The organism is Micromonospora sp. CNZ296, assembly GCF_007827635.1.
The window spans coordinates 135,676-148,446 of record NZ_VISW01000001.1; the positions used below are offsets into that span (position 1 = coordinate 135,676).

The 12,771-nt window shown below is 74.0% G+C and carries 11 protein-coding genes; 6 read left to right on the forward strand and 5 right to left on the reverse strand.

What is annotated here, in order from left to right; all coding sequences use genetic code 11:
• Nucleotides 1–72 precede the first annotated feature (72 nt).
• The 5 genes from FB455_RS00645 to FB455_RS00665 all read right to left on the reverse strand — a co-directional run bounded on the left by FB455_RS00645 (nt 73) and on the right by FB455_RS00665 (nt 7,022).
• Complete coding sequence (locus tag FB455_RS00645) at nt 73–1,749, reverse strand: putative bifunctional diguanylate cyclase/phosphodiesterase (protein ID WP_225319615.1); 1,677 nt, start codon at nt 1,747–1,749, stop codon at nt 73–75.
• Between the two features lie 76 nt (nt 1,750–1,825).
• Nucleotides 1,826–2,638, reverse strand: coding sequence for an SAM-dependent methyltransferase (locus FB455_RS00650; protein ID WP_013287679.1), 813 nt, complete (start codon nt 2,636–2,638; stop codon nt 1,826–1,828).
• A gap of 196 nt (nt 2,639–2,834) precedes the next feature.
• Nucleotides 2,835–3,503 carry a response regulator transcription factor gene (locus FB455_RS00655; protein WP_013287678.1) on the reverse strand — a complete coding sequence of 223 codons (669 nt, stop codon included), beginning with the start codon at nt 3,501–3,503 and terminating at the stop codon, nt 2,835–2,837.
• Between the two features lie 7 nt (nt 3,504–3,510).
• Nucleotides 3,511–5,205 (reverse strand): sensor histidine kinase, encoded by a 1,695-nt coding sequence (locus FB455_RS00660; protein WP_013287677.1) that lies wholly within the window; start codon nt 5,203–5,205, stop codon nt 3,511–3,513.
• A 14-nt stretch (nt 5,206–5,219) separates the two neighbouring features.
• Nucleotides 5,220–7,022: an AMP-dependent synthetase/ligase gene (locus FB455_RS00665; protein WP_013287676.1), complete on the reverse strand. Its 1,803-nt coding sequence runs from the start codon at nt 7,020–7,022 to the stop codon at nt 5,220–5,222.
• Nucleotides 7,023–7,188: 166 nt separating this feature from the next.
• Here FB455_RS00665 and FB455_RS00670 point away from each other — a divergent pair, with 166 nt between their 5' ends.
• From FB455_RS00670 to FB455_RS00695, 6 genes are all read left to right on the forward strand, one after another.
• Entirely contained in the window at nt 7,189–7,644 is a 456-nt protein-coding gene (locus FB455_RS00670; RefSeq protein ID WP_013287675.1) for an SRPBCC family protein, read from the forward strand.
• A 41-nt stretch (nt 7,645–7,685) separates the two neighbouring features.
• Nucleotides 7,686–8,321 (forward strand): hypothetical protein, encoded by a 636-nt coding sequence (locus FB455_RS00675; RefSeq protein ID WP_013287674.1) that lies wholly within the window; start codon nt 7,686–7,688, stop codon nt 8,319–8,321.
• 73 nt (nt 8,322–8,394) lie between these two features.
• The gene (locus FB455_RS00680; RefSeq protein WP_013287673.1) at nt 8,395–9,342 is read left to right on the forward strand and encodes an ROK family glucokinase; all 948 of its coding nucleotides are present in this window, start codon (nt 8,395–8,397) and stop codon (nt 9,340–9,342) included.
• Nucleotide 9,343: 1 nt separating this feature from the next.
• Nucleotides 9,344–10,042, forward strand: a complete 699-nt coding sequence (locus FB455_RS00685; RefSeq protein ID WP_013287672.1) for an endonuclease/exonuclease/phosphatase family protein — start codon at nt 9,344–9,346, stop codon at nt 10,040–10,042.
• 488 nt (nt 10,043–10,530) lie between these two features.
• On the forward strand, nt 10,531–11,937 hold the full coding sequence (locus FB455_RS00690; protein WP_013287671.1) for a flavin-containing monooxygenase: 1,407 nt from the start codon (nt 10,531–10,533) through the stop codon (nt 11,935–11,937).
• Complete coding sequence (locus tag FB455_RS00695) at nt 11,934–12,761, forward strand: alpha/beta hydrolase (protein ID WP_145751774.1); 828 nt, start codon at nt 11,934–11,936, stop codon at nt 12,759–12,761. The genes FB455_RS00690 and FB455_RS00695 overlap by 4 nt, the downstream gene beginning before the upstream one ends.
• Nucleotides 12,762–12,771: the final 10 nt, after the last annotated feature.

A 12,771-nucleotide genomic window follows, 5' to 3' on the forward strand; every position in this document is an offset into this window, starting at 1 on the left:
GGGCAACTGCGGGCCGGCCGGGTCAGGCGGCGGCGGGGTCAGGGCGGCGGCCGGGTCAGGGCGACGGCCGCGTCAGGAGGCCGCGTCGACGTGGGCGGGCACCCGGCCCAGGTGCGGCGCGGCCGGGCCGGGACGGCCGAAGTGCCAGCCCTGCCCGGCGTCGCAGCCGATCGCGCGCAGCCGGTCGGCCTGGTCGGCCGTCTCCACGCCCTCGGCGGTGACTGTGAGGTCCAGCGCGTGCGCCAGCGAGACGAGCGAGGCGAGGATCCGCTCGTCGGTGCCGCTGCCCGGCGCGCGCAGGCCGGTCACGAACTCGCCCGCCACCTTCAGCTCGTCGACCGGCAGGTCCCGCAGGTACGCGAGGTTGCAGTAGCCGGTTCCGAAGTCGTCGATGGCGACCCGGACACCGAGGTCGCCGAGCACCCGCAGGGCCCGCACCGGCTCGACCACTGTGCTCATCATGGTGCTCTCGGTGATCTCCAGTTGCAGCCGGTGCGGCGGCAGGCCGGTGCGCCCGAGCACGCCGCGTACCTCGGTCACCAGGTCGGTGCGGTGCAACTGCCGGACGGCGAGGTTGACGCTGACGAACGGCGCGTCGCCCTCCGCGTCCGGCCAGGTGCCCGCCTCGCGGCACGCCTCGGCCAGCACCCAGCTGCCGAGCCGGACGATCAACCCGGTCTCCTCGGCCAGCGGGATGAAGCTGTCCGGCCGCAGCACACCCAGCTCCGGGTGACGCCAGCGCACCAGCGCCTCCATGCCGAGCACCCGCCCGTCGCGCAACGACGTCAGCGGCTGGTAGTCGAGGTAGAACTCGCCCCGGTCCAGCGCGGCGGGGATCGCCGCGGACAGCGCGTACCGGGCCAGGTCGCGGCGGTTGCGGTCGGCGTCGAACAGCGACCAGCGGGCCCCGCCGGCGGCCTTGGCCCAGTGCAGCGTGCTGTCGGCCGCGCGCATCAGGTCCATCGGCGAGGTGCCCGCGACCGGGCGCTCCACGATGCCGATGCTGGCGGAGACGGTCAGCTCGTGGCCGTCGACGAGCGCCGGTTCGCGTACCGCGGCGAGGGCCGCCTCGGCGACCTTCACCGCGTCGTCGGTGCCGGCGGTGCGTTCGACCAGGATCACGAACTCGTCGCCGCCGAGCCGGGCCACCAGGTGCTCGCCGAGCGCCCGGTGCAGGCGCTGCGCCACCGTCACCAGCAGCGAGTCGCCGATCTGGTGGCCGAGGGAGTCGTTGACGACCTTGAACCGGTCCAGGTCGAGGAAGCAGACACCGACCCGGTCGGCGCCCCGCCCCGGCGCGGTGATCGCGGCGGTCAGCCGTTCGGTGAACAGCGTGCGGTTCGGCAGGCCGGTGAGCGGGTCGTGAGTGGCCTGGTGCCGGAACCGGGCCTCGCTGTCGCGCAGCGCCCGTTCCGCCTGCGCACGGGCCATCATGGCGGCCCGGCGGATGGACTCCTGCTCGTCCAGCGTGCGGTCGCGCAGGGCGCGGGCGTACCCGGTGGCGACCGTGGCGAGCAGCCGGGCCATCCGGTCCTCGACGTCGTCGACGACCAGGTCGAGGTCGCGAACCAGGCGCAGCTGGATCACCTCGACGGTGCGGCCCAGCCCTTCCGCGGAGGCGATGTGCGCCTGCACCAGCTCCGCGCCGACCTGCTGGCCGATCCGCAGGTCGAACGGTTCGGCGCGCAGCGCCTGGGCCAGCCGGTCGGTGAGCCGTTGCAGCATCTCCTCCAGCTGCGACTGGGTCATCGGCAGGTAGCTGGTGCCGGACACCGCCTTGGCCCAGGCCCGGGCGAAGACGCCGGGCCTGCTGCGGGCCGCGTCGTCACCCACCGAGCCGCCCGACCCCGCCCATGAAGACGGCCCGCTCGGCGTTCTCCGCCTGGTCGGGGGAGTCCGGCCGCCACTGCGGCACCCACACCACGCCCGGGTCGACCAGCTCGAAGCCGTCGAACAGCGCGGTCATCTCGGCCCGGCTGCGGATCCAGAGCTGGCTGTCGGTACGCCGGTAGACCCGCTCCGCCTCGGCCCGTTCGCCGGTGCCGGCACGGCCGTCCTCGCTGGCCTGGGAGAGCACCAGGTGACTGCCGGGCGCCAGCGCCCCGCGCAGCGTCCGCAGGATCTCCTCCGGGTGGTCGGCGTCCGGGATGAAGTGCAGCACCGCCACGACCATCACGGCGACCGGCCGGGTGAAGTCCAGCAGCCGGGTGACCTCCGGGTGAGCGAGGATCGCCTCCGGGTTGCGCAGGTCCTCCTGGAGCACCGCGGCGTGCTCGTTGCCAGCCAGGATCTCCTGGCTGTGCGCCACCGCCACCGGGTCCACGTCGACGTAGACCACGCGCGACTCCGGGTCGATCCGCTGCGCGATCTCGTGCACGTTGCCGACGGTCGGGATGCCGGAGCCGATGTCGAGGAACTGGCGGATGCCGGCCTGGGCGAGGTACTGCACCGCCCGGCGCAGGAACGCGCGGTTGGCCTGCGCCATCAGCGGCGCCTCCGGCACCGCCTCCACCATCGCGCGGGCGGCCGCCCGGTCGGCGGCGAAGTTGTGCGAGCCGCCGAGGTAGTAGTCGTACATGCGGGCGACGCTGGGGCGCTCGATGTCGATCGTCTCGGGTGCCCAGTCCGGCCGCTGCATGTCCTGCCCCTCGGGTGTCGGCGACACGCGGTCGTCACCGCCGCGCGGATCACCCGGGTATTCTGCCCCTCCGCCGTCGCGGTGCAAAGACCGCCGTCGCTACGCGTCCGGCTGCTCACCGTACGCGACCACACGTGGCCGGGAACGCCGAGAGGCCCGCGTCCGTGGTGGACGGGGCCTCTTCCGGCGGTACGCCTCAGAACTTCGGGGCGTCCGGGGCCTCCAGCAGCCCCAGCCGCAGCGCGGTCATCAGCGCCTGCGCCCGGTTGGCGGCACCCAGCTTCTCGTAGAGCTTGGAGATGTGGGTCTTGGCGGTCGACTCGCTGACGAACAGCTGCTTGGCGATGCCGGCCACGCTCATGCCGTCGGCGAGCAGCCGCAGCACCTGGCCCTCACGGGGGGACAGCTGCGGGCCGGACGGCGCCAGCCGGCGCTTCATCGCCTCGGCCAGGTCGGCGGCGGTGAACGCGCTGGGGGAGGAGGCGGCGTGCCGGGCGGCGGCCACCACCTCGTCGGCCGGGGCGGTCTTCGGCACGAACGCGCTCGCACCCGCCTCCAGGGCGCCGAAGAGCTGGTCGTCACCGGCGTACATGGTGAGCACGACGATGCCCATGGACGCACTGGACTTGCGCAGGGCGCGGGTGGCCTCCAGGCCGCTGCCGTCGGGCAGGCGGAGGTCCATGATCACCACGTCGGGCTGGAGCGCGCCGGCCTGGCGCACGCCCTCCGCAGCGGTGGCCGCCTCGCCCACGACCTCGAACTGACGGTCGCGCTCGAACGCGTGACGCAGCCCCTTGCGGATGAGGTCGTGGTCGTCGACCAGGAGAACCTTGGTACGGGTGGCCGGTGTCGGACTGCTGGTCATCCTCGGGTTACTCCCCTTCTGCTGCTGCGGCGCTGCCGCGCACCTTATCGCGCCGGGGCGACGAACCGAGCACCACCGCCACAGTCGTCCCACTCGGCTGCCGCGGCCTGATCTCCAACCGGCCTCGGATACGTTCCGCCCTCTCGGCCATGATCGCAAGGCCATAGTGCCCGTCCGGGCGCTGGTCACCGATGCCGTGACCGTCATCCGACACTTCGATTCGGGTGTACGGGGGATCCACCTCGCACGTGACCCACAGGTTCGACGCGCCGGCGTGCTTGCGCGCGTTCGTCACCGCCTCCTGCGCGATGCGCAGCAACTCGGCCTCGGTGGCGGCCGGCAGCCGGGCGGTGGACTCGTCCAGCGACAGGTGCACCCGCAGGCCGCCGGACGCGCCGACGGTGCGGGCGTACTCGGCGATGGCGGCGGCCAGGCCACCGTGCCGGTCCACCTCGCTGCGCAGCTCGAACAGGCTCAGCCGCAGCTCGGTGATCACCCGGGTGACCTCCTGGCGCAGCGTGCGCAGCGAGTCGGCGGTTTCCTCCGCGTCCTCGTGCACGGTGGCGAGCGCGTTGTCGATGCCGTACCCGACCATGACCAGCTCCTGGGCGACCCCGTCGTGGATCTCCCGGGCCAGCCGCTGCCGCTCCTCGTTGGTCGCCAGCGAGCGCACCTCGTCGAAGAGCAGCGCGGCTTCGAGCCGCAGCGCCGCCGGGCCGGTCAGCGCCGTCACCCGGGACACCACGGGCGGCGGGTACGCGGCGGCGGTGTCCGCCTCGATCACCACCAGGCCGACAGTGCGTACGCCCGCCACCAGCGGGACGATCAGCGCGGAGACCTCGCCGGAGCGCCGGGACCGGGCCTGCGAGCGGGCCGAGACGGTCGGCTGCTGGCTGGCCCAGGCGTCGGCGATGGCGGAGTCGGCGTCGAGCGTGGTCTCCCAGTCGACCCGGTCCGCGCCGATCTGCGCGAGCACCACGAGCCGGCCGCCGCCGCTGGCGGACAGCACCGCGCCCCGGTCGGTCTTGGCCACCACCCGCAGCTCCTCCAGCAGGTGCTCGGAGATGCCGCCCGGGTCGAGGGTGGCGCCGGGCAGCTGGCGGGCGACCGTACGGAGCTGGGTGAGCAGGCGGGTCGCCTCGGCGTACGGCTGGGGTTTGCCCTCGCCGCGCACCCGCATGACGCGCTGGAGCGTGCCGGCGGTGTAGAGGCCGAGCCCGGCGAGGATCAGCCACTGGGCGCAGACCGCGAGGTAGCCGACCTGGCCGAGCTGCGGCCCGCCGTCGACCTGCGTGAACGCGGCGCTGGCCAGCAGCGTCGCCGCCGCCACGGCGAGCAGCGCGGCGCCCTCGCGGAACCGGCGGCTCAGCGCGGTCACGGTGACCGGCACGGCGAGGTACGGCAGTACCGCCGAGGCGCCCACCCCGCCGGTCACGCCGGACAGATGGGTGTCGGCGGCGACCTGGCTGGCGGCCAGCCCGAGCACCACCACCTCGGCGAAGCGGCTGATCGGGGCGAGCAGCCGGTGTTGGGGGGCGAGCACGGCGGGCAGGCCGGCGACGCCCAGCAGCGCGATCCACCAGAGCTGGGTGGCGTCGCGGGTGGCGAACAGGGTCAGGGCGGCGACCAGCGCGAGGAGGACCGCGCGAGCCGCCGCCGCGAGGGGCTGCGTCGACGGCTGGCGGGATGTGGAGGCGGGCACGTGACGGATGGTAGTCAGCCCCGGTAGATCTCGGCGATCTCCGAGGCGTACGTCTTGTGCACGACCTGACGCTTGACCTTCAGCGACGGGGTCAGCTCGCCGGTGGTCTCGGTGAAGTCATGCGGCAGGATCCGGAACACCTTGATCGCCTCGGCCTTGGAGACCGCCTGGTTGGCCTGGTCGATCGCGGACTGCACCTCGGCACGCAGCGCCGCGTCGTCGCGCAGCTCGGCCATGCTCGTGGTCTCCGGACGCCCCTGCCCGGCCAGCCACTTCGGCAGCGCCTCCTCGTCGATGGTGACCAGCGCGGCGATGAACGGCTGCCGGTCGCCGACCACCACACACTGGCTGATCAGCGGGTGCGCCCGCACCTGGTCCTCCAGCACCGCCGGGGCGACGTTCTTGCCACCGGCGGTCACGATGATCTCCTTCTTGCGGCCGGTGATGCTCAGGTAGCCGTCGTCGTCCAGGTGCCCGAGGTCGCCGGTGCGGAACCAGCCGTCGGTGCTGATCGCCTCGGCGGTGGCCGCGTCGTTGTGCCAGTAGCCCTGGAAGACGATGTCGCCGGCGATCAGAACCTCGCCGTCGTCGTCGATCCGGATGGTCACGCCGGGCAGCGGTCGGCCGACGGTGCCGATCCGGGTGCCGGTGGGCAGGTTGGCGGCGGCGGCCGGCGAGGTCTCGGTGAGGCCGTACCCCTCGCAGATGGTCACCCCGACGCCGCGGAAGAAGTGCCCGAGCCGCGCGCCCAGCGGCGCGCCGCCGGAGATGGCGTCGCGGCACAGGCCGCCCATCGCCGCCCGCAGCTTGCGGTAGACCAGCTTGTCGAAGAGGGCGTGCTGCGCGCGCAGCCCGAGGCCGGGACCGCCCGGCAGCTCCTGGGCCTCGCTCCACGCGATGGCGACCTTCTCCGCGCGGTCGAAGATCTTGCCCTTCCCCTCGGACTCGGCCTTCTGCCGCGCGCCGTTGTAGACCTTCTCGAAGACCCGGGGTACGGAGAGCACGAACGTCGGCTTGAAGTCCTGGAGCTCGGCGACCAGGTTCTTGGTGTCCGCGCAGTGCGCCATGGTGGCCCGCGCGTGCACGACGCCGACCTGGATGAGCCGGGCGAAGGCGTGCGCGAGCGGCAGGAACAGCAGGGTGGAGGCGCCCTGGCGGAACAGGTTCGGCAGCACCGGCACCGCGTTGGCGATGTCGGAGTAGATGTTGCGGTGGGTCAGCACGCAGCCCTTGGGCCGGCCGGTGGTGCCGCTGGTGTAGATGATCGTGGCGACGTCGTCGGCCTTGAGCAGCGAGCGGCGGGTCTCCACCTCGGCCCGGTCCACCGACGCACCGGCGGCGACCAGGTCGTCGACGGCGCCCAGGTCGATCTGCCACACCTCGCGCAGCTCGGGCAGCCGGTCCCGGACGCCGGCGACCATGGTGGCGTGCGCGGTGCTCTCCACCACCACCGCCACGGCGCCGGAGTCGCCGAGGATCCAGGCGGCCTGCTCGGCGCTGGAGGTCTCGTAGATCGGCACGGTCACCGCGCCGGCCGCCCAGATCGCGTAGTCGAACAGGGTCCACTCGTAGCGGGTGCGGCTCATCAGGCCGACCCGGTCGCCGGGGGAGACGCCTGCGGCGATCAGGCCCTGCGCCACCGCAACCACCTCGTCGCGGAACTGGCGGCAGGTGACATCCTCGCGCGCGTCCGTTCCCGCGCCGGGGCGGACGAACTGCACGGTGTCCGGGGCGACCTCGGCGTTTTCCCAGACCGGGTCGGTCAGGTTGGCCGCGTCGCCGACGGTGACGATCGGCGGGACGGAGAACTCGCGCACCTGCACTCCCTCGTGCTCTACCGGCGGGGGCCGGCCTGGTCGGCTCTGTCGAAACCTACCCGCACACCCCGGGGGGTCTGCCAGGGAGGTTGCCCGCCCGGCTGGTGGGACGCCGTCCGGCGGGTGGAGCGGGACCGGCCGGGAGGCGGCCGGGTAGCCTCCCCACATGGCGGACTCCTCCACCCAGTCGATCATCGTCGGCGCGTCACCGGACCGGGTGGCGGCCGTCATCTGCGACTTCCCGAGTTATCCCGAGTGGGCCGAGGCGGTACGCCGGGCCGAGGTGATCGAGGAGTACGAGGACGGCTACGCCAGCCAGGTCCGGTTCACCCTCGACGCGGGCGTGATGGCCGACGAGTACGTGCTGGCCTACGAGTACGCCGAGGACATCTCCCGGATCGAGTGGCACCTGGTCGCCCCGTCGAAGATGCAGCGCTCCCAGCGCGGGTCGTACGACCTGGTGGGCAACCCGGACGGGACGACCACGGTGACGTACACCCTTGAGGTGGAGCTGTCCGTGGCGATGCTCGGCATGTTCCGCCGCAAGGCCGAGAAAATGATCATGGACGCGGCGTTGAAGCAGCTCAAGCGCCGGGTAGAAGCACCCGGTGCGGCGCAATGACCCGACCGTCGTCCCGGTAGTCATGCTGGAGGAGCCGAACCATGGGCACCACTGATCCGGGTTCGGCCCGGGAAGAGGCCGAGCGCCTCGTCGCCACACTGCTCGCCGGCGCGAAGATGGCCGCCGCCGCACCCGGCTCCGGCGCCTGGGGTCCGCTCGGTGGGATCCTCTCCGGTGTCCTCGGTCACACCCCGCCCGGCGCCGGCCCCGCTCCGGAGACGCCCGCGCTCGCCGGTTTCGCCACCGGCTCGCCGGAATGCTGTGTCTGCCCCGTCTGTCGCGGTATCGCCGCGTTGCGGGATCCAAGTCCCGAGTTCGCCGAGCGGCTTGCCACCGGCGCCGGGGACCTGGCGGCCGGGGTGGCCAGCCTGCTGCGCGCGTTCACCCCGGCCGAGCCGGAGCGAACCGCCGACGCCGGCACCGCCGCACCGGCCGGATCCGGGGACCACGTGTGGCGCGAGGCGACCCGTACCGGGCATGATTCTCAGCCGGCACCCGAGCAGGACGTGTGGTCCGCCGCCACCCGGGGGGAGGGCGCGGCCGATTCGGGTGCCACCGCCGACGCCGCCGGGCCGCCGGAGCCGGACACGAGCCGGACACCGGCCGGCCGTCCCGTGGTGCCCGCCTCGCGGGCGTCCGGAGAGGTGGGCGCGGACGCACCAGGCGACGGGGCCTGACCACCGGACATCCCGGGACCGTACGGCCGGTTCGGCCGGTCCCCGGGCAGCACAGCAGAGGGGAGTGGCAGCGGTGACGCTGACCATCGGAGTCGACGTCGGTGGCACGAAGGTGGCCGGCGGTGTCGTGGACGACGCCGGCACGGTACTCGTGCAGACGCGACGGGACACCCCCGCCGACGACGTGGCCAAGACCCGCGACGTCATCATCGAGGTGGTCACCGAACTGGCCGCCGGTCACGCCGTGGAGGCGGTCGGCATCGGCGCCGCGGGCTGGATCGACGCCTCCCGCTCCACCGTGCTGTTCGCCCCGAACCTGGCCTGGCGGGACGAGCCGCTGCGCACGTACGTCGGCGACGCCACCGGTCTGCCGGTGATCGTGGAGAACGACGGGAACGTGGCCGCCTGGGCGGAGTTCCGCTACGGCGCGGCCCGCGACGCCGACGACTCGATGGTCATGTTCACCATCGGCACCGGTGTCGGCGGCGGCATCGTGCTCGGCGGTGGCCTGGTCCGCGGCGCCAACGGCATCGCCGCCGAGCTGGGCCACATGCTCACCGTGCCGGACGGCCACCAGTGCGGCTGCGGCCGGCTGGGCTGCATCGAGCAGTACGCGAGCGGCAGCGCGCTGGTCCGCTTCGCCCGCGCCGCCGCCCGGCAGGAGCCGCACCGGGCGGCCGCGTTGCTGGAGCTGGCCGGGGGCGAGGCCGAGACGATCACCGGTCCGATGGTGACCGCCGCCGCGAAGGGCGGCGACCCGGTATCCACCGAGGCGTTCGCCCAGGTCGGCCGCTGGCTCGGCACCAGCCTCGCCGACATGGCGCAGATCCTCGACCCGCAGGTGCTGGTGGTGGGCGGCGGCGTGATCGACGCCGGTGACCTGCTGCTCGGCCCGACCCGGCGGTCGTTCGCCGACGCGCTGGCCCAGCGCAGCCGCCTGCCCGTCGCCGAGGTGCGCCCGGCCGAGCTGGGCAACACCGCCGGTGTGATCGGTGCCGCCGACCTGGCCCGGCGGATCTGACATGACTGATGCGGGTGTGCCGCTGCGGGTCGTGTCGTACAACATCCACAGCCAGCGCGACGACACGGCCGCGCTGGCCGAGGTGGTCCGGACGGCAGCCCCGGACGTGGTGATCGTCCAGGAGGGACCGCGCCGGTTCCGGTGGCGGCAGAAGACCGCCGCGCTGGCCGAGTCGTTCGGCATGGTCGTGGCGGCCGGTGGCCTGCCGTCGCTGGGCAACGTGCTGCTGACCAGCCTGCGGCTGCGGGTCGTCGACACCAGCTGCCAGCGGTACCCGCTGACGCCGGGACGGCACATGCGCGGCGCCGCGTATGCGCACTGCCGGGTCGGCGGCGTCGACGTGCTGCTGGCCGGCTCGCACCTGTCCACCGACCCGGCCGAGCGGCCCGCCCAGGCGGCGGCGTTCAAGCGTGAGCTGGCCGCGTCCACGCTGCCCGTGGTGGCCGGCGCGGACATCAACGAGGGCCCGGACGGGCCGGCCTGGCAGACGCTCGCCGAAGGGCTCACCGACACGGCGCTCGCCGCCGACCGGGCCGACCGGCACACGTTCTCCTGCGCCGACCCGCGCCGCCGCATCGACGCGCTGTTCGTCGACCCCCGGATCACGGTGGTCGACTACGACGTGGTGGACACGCCGGCGGCCCGCCGGGCCAGCGACCACTTCCCGGTCCTGGTCGACCTGCTGCTGCCCACCGCCTGACCGGCGAGGACCGCCGGGCCGCACCTCGTCCGGCGGTCCACCCGCGTCGAACGCCTGTCCGCGCCCACGCCGCGCGCCCGCCTGCGCCGCGCGTCCGCCCGCGCTTGCGCAGCGGCGGACCGCCGGGCCGTGACGCACGGTCAGGTGCCCGGCGGTCGGCAGGACAACCGCTTCGCCGCCTTTGCTCTGCCGCCATATGCGCACCAGCTACCCACCGTGACCGGCGGGCCGCGTCCCGGCCGGACGGCCGCGAGACATCGGCGCAGCTCCCGGCGGTGCTGCGTCCGTGGCTGCAGAGCAAAGGGCGAAACAGGGTGCGCCTCCCGCGCCGCCGGTCCACTCACGCTCGGTGACCGGCTCTGCGGTGACGCTGAGTCAGGGGAGCCGGGCGGGGCCGGGTGCCGGATCCGGTGGCTGGACAACGGCGGGCATTCTCGGCAGGATTTCGCTCCGACCCGGCACGCGTGCCGCACAAAGGAGAATTCGCGGTGTCCTCCTCCACCGACCCCGGCCGCCCCGATCCGGACCGGACGGACGTCCCGGTCCGCGACGACCGCCCGGTCTCCGACCGGGGCGACACGGTCTGCGTGATCGGCGCCGGCGCCAGCGGCCTGACCGCCGTGAAGAACCTGCGCGAGGCCGGCTTCGGCGTGGACTGCTACGAGCGGGAGACCGGCGTCGGCGGCGCCTGGAACTGGCGGCACGACCGCAGCCCGGTGTACGCCAGCACCCACCTGATCTCGTCCCGGCCGTTCACCCAGTTCCCCGACTTCCCGATGCCCGACGACTGGCCGGACTACCCGCACCACAGCCAGCTGGTGTCCTACTTCGAGCGGTACGCCGACCACTTCGACCTGCGCCAGCACGTCTGGTTCGGCACCGAGGTGGTTCGCGTCGAGCCGGTCGAGGGGGACCGCTGGGACGTGACCACGCGCAGCACCGGCGGCTACGGCCCCGAGCGCACCTCCCGGTACGCCGCCGTGGTGCTCGCCAACGGCCACAACTGGTCGCCCAAGCTGCCCCGCTACGAGGGGCTGGAGGAGTTCCGCGGCGAGGTCATGCACGCCTCGTCCTACAAGGACCCGGCGCAGTTGCGCGGCAAGCGGGTGCTCGTGGTCGGCGCCGGCAACACCGGCTGCGACATCGCGGTGGAGGCGGCCCAGCAGGCGTCACACTGCTGGCACTCCACCCGCCGCGGCTACTGGTACGCCCCCAAGTACGTCCTCGGCCGCCCCGCCGACCAGGTGAACGACACGCTGCTGGCGCTGCGGGTGCCGTTGCGCGTACGGCAGTGGCTCTACCACTGGACGCTGCGGCTGACCGTCGGCGACCTGACCCGGTTCGGCATGCCCAAGCCCGACCACCGGGTCTACGAGACGCACCCGATCGCCAACAGCCAGCTCGTCTACTACGTCGGCCACGGCGAGGTCACCCCGGTGCCGGACGTGGCCCGGTTCGACGACCGCGCGGTGGAGCTGACCGACGGCCGCCGGATCGACCCGGAACTGGTCGTCTTCGCCACCGGCTACCTGCCGCGCTTCGAGTTCCTCAAGGGCCGGGTGCTCGGCGACGAGGACGGCTCCGGGCGGCCCCGGCTGTGGCTCAACGCGTTCACCGCCGGTCACCCCACGCTCGCGGTGGTCGGCCTGGTGCAGCCGGACTCCGGCATCTTCCCGATCTCGCACTGGCAGAGCGTGCTGTTCGCCCGGCTGCTCACGCTGCGCGCCACCCGGCCGGAGCGGGCCGCCGCGTTCGACCGCAAGGTCCGGGCCGGCCTGGGCGAGCGGTACTCGGCGAAGGTCAAGGACAGCACCCGGCACTGGTTCGAGGTCGGGCACGCCGACTACCTGCGCGCGCTCCAGCGGGCGCTGCACGAGCTGGAGGAGGGTAAATGACGGCGGCCGAGCAGGTGCGGGTGGTCCGGTCCTGGGAGTGGGCCCGGCCGGAGCGGCCCGCCCGCCGCGAGGTGCTCGCCGCCCTGCCGGAGCGGGAGGAGGCGAAGCCGCCGCTGCTGTTCGTGCCCGGGTTCGGGCACGGGGCGTGGGCGTTCGCCGAGCACTGGCTGGGGCACGCCGCCGGTCGCGGCTTCCCGGCGTACGCGCTGAGTCTGCGCGGGCACGGCGGCAGCGAGCCGGCGCCGGAGGCGACGCTGCGGTCGTACACCCATGACGTGACGCAGGTGGCGGCGAGCCTGCCGCGGCAGGCGGTGCTGGTGGGGCACGGCGCCGGCGCCCGGGTCGTGGCGCACGCGATGGCCCGCTACCCGGCGCGGGCCGCGGTGCTGGTGGCGCCGGTGCTCGGCGGCTGGGGGACGTTCGGGACGGCGTTGCGGCGCAACCCGGTCGGCACGGTGCCTGCGGTCTTCGGCGCCGGACTGCGACTCAACCGGCGGCAGTTGTTCAGCCGGGAGCTGCCGGACGCCGACGCGCGGCGGCACCTGGCCCGGCTGGGCCGGGCCGGGCGGCGGGCGCAGTGGCAGCTGCTGACCGGCCGGTCGCCGGAGCCTGCGGTGGGCCGCCCGCCGGTGCTGGTGCTCGGCAGCCCGGACGACCGGGTGCTGCCGGCCACGGCGCTGACCAGGGCCGCCCGGCGATACGCCTCGGCGCCGCTGCTGTTCCCCGGCATGGGGCACGACCTGATGCTCGACGCCCGCTGGCGCGAGCCGATCGACGCGATCCTGGACTGGCTGGACAAGGACCCGGCGCCCGCCCAGGGGTGAGCGCCGGGGC

Excerpts from the sequence above, each read along its gene's own strand:
- FB455_RS00645 (WP_225319615.1), bottom strand. The coding sequence starts at position 1,749 with ATGACCCAGTCGCAGCTGGAGGAGATGCTGCAACGGCTCACCGACCGG.
- FB455_RS00650 (WP_013287679.1), bottom strand. The coding sequence starts at position 2,638 with ATGCAGCGGCCGGACTGGGCACCCGAGACGATCGACATCGAGCGCCCC.
- FB455_RS00655 (WP_013287678.1), bottom strand. The coding sequence starts at position 3,503 with ATGACCAGCAGTCCGACACCGGCCACCCGTACCAAGGTTCTCCTGGTC.
- FB455_RS00670 (WP_013287675.1), top strand. The coding sequence starts at position 7,189 with ATGGCGGACTCCTCCACCCAGTCGATCATCGTCGGCGCGTCACCGGAC.
- FB455_RS00675 (WP_013287674.1), top strand. The coding sequence starts at position 7,686 with ATGGGCACCACTGATCCGGGTTCGGCCCGGGAAGAGGCCGAGCGCCTC.
- FB455_RS00685 (WP_013287672.1), top strand. The coding sequence starts at position 9,344 with ATGACTGATGCGGGTGTGCCGCTGCGGGTCGTGTCGTACAACATCCAC.
- FB455_RS00695 (WP_145751774.1), top strand. The coding sequence starts at position 11,934 with ATGACGGCGGCCGAGCAGGTGCGGGTGGTCCGGTCCTGGGAGTGGGCC.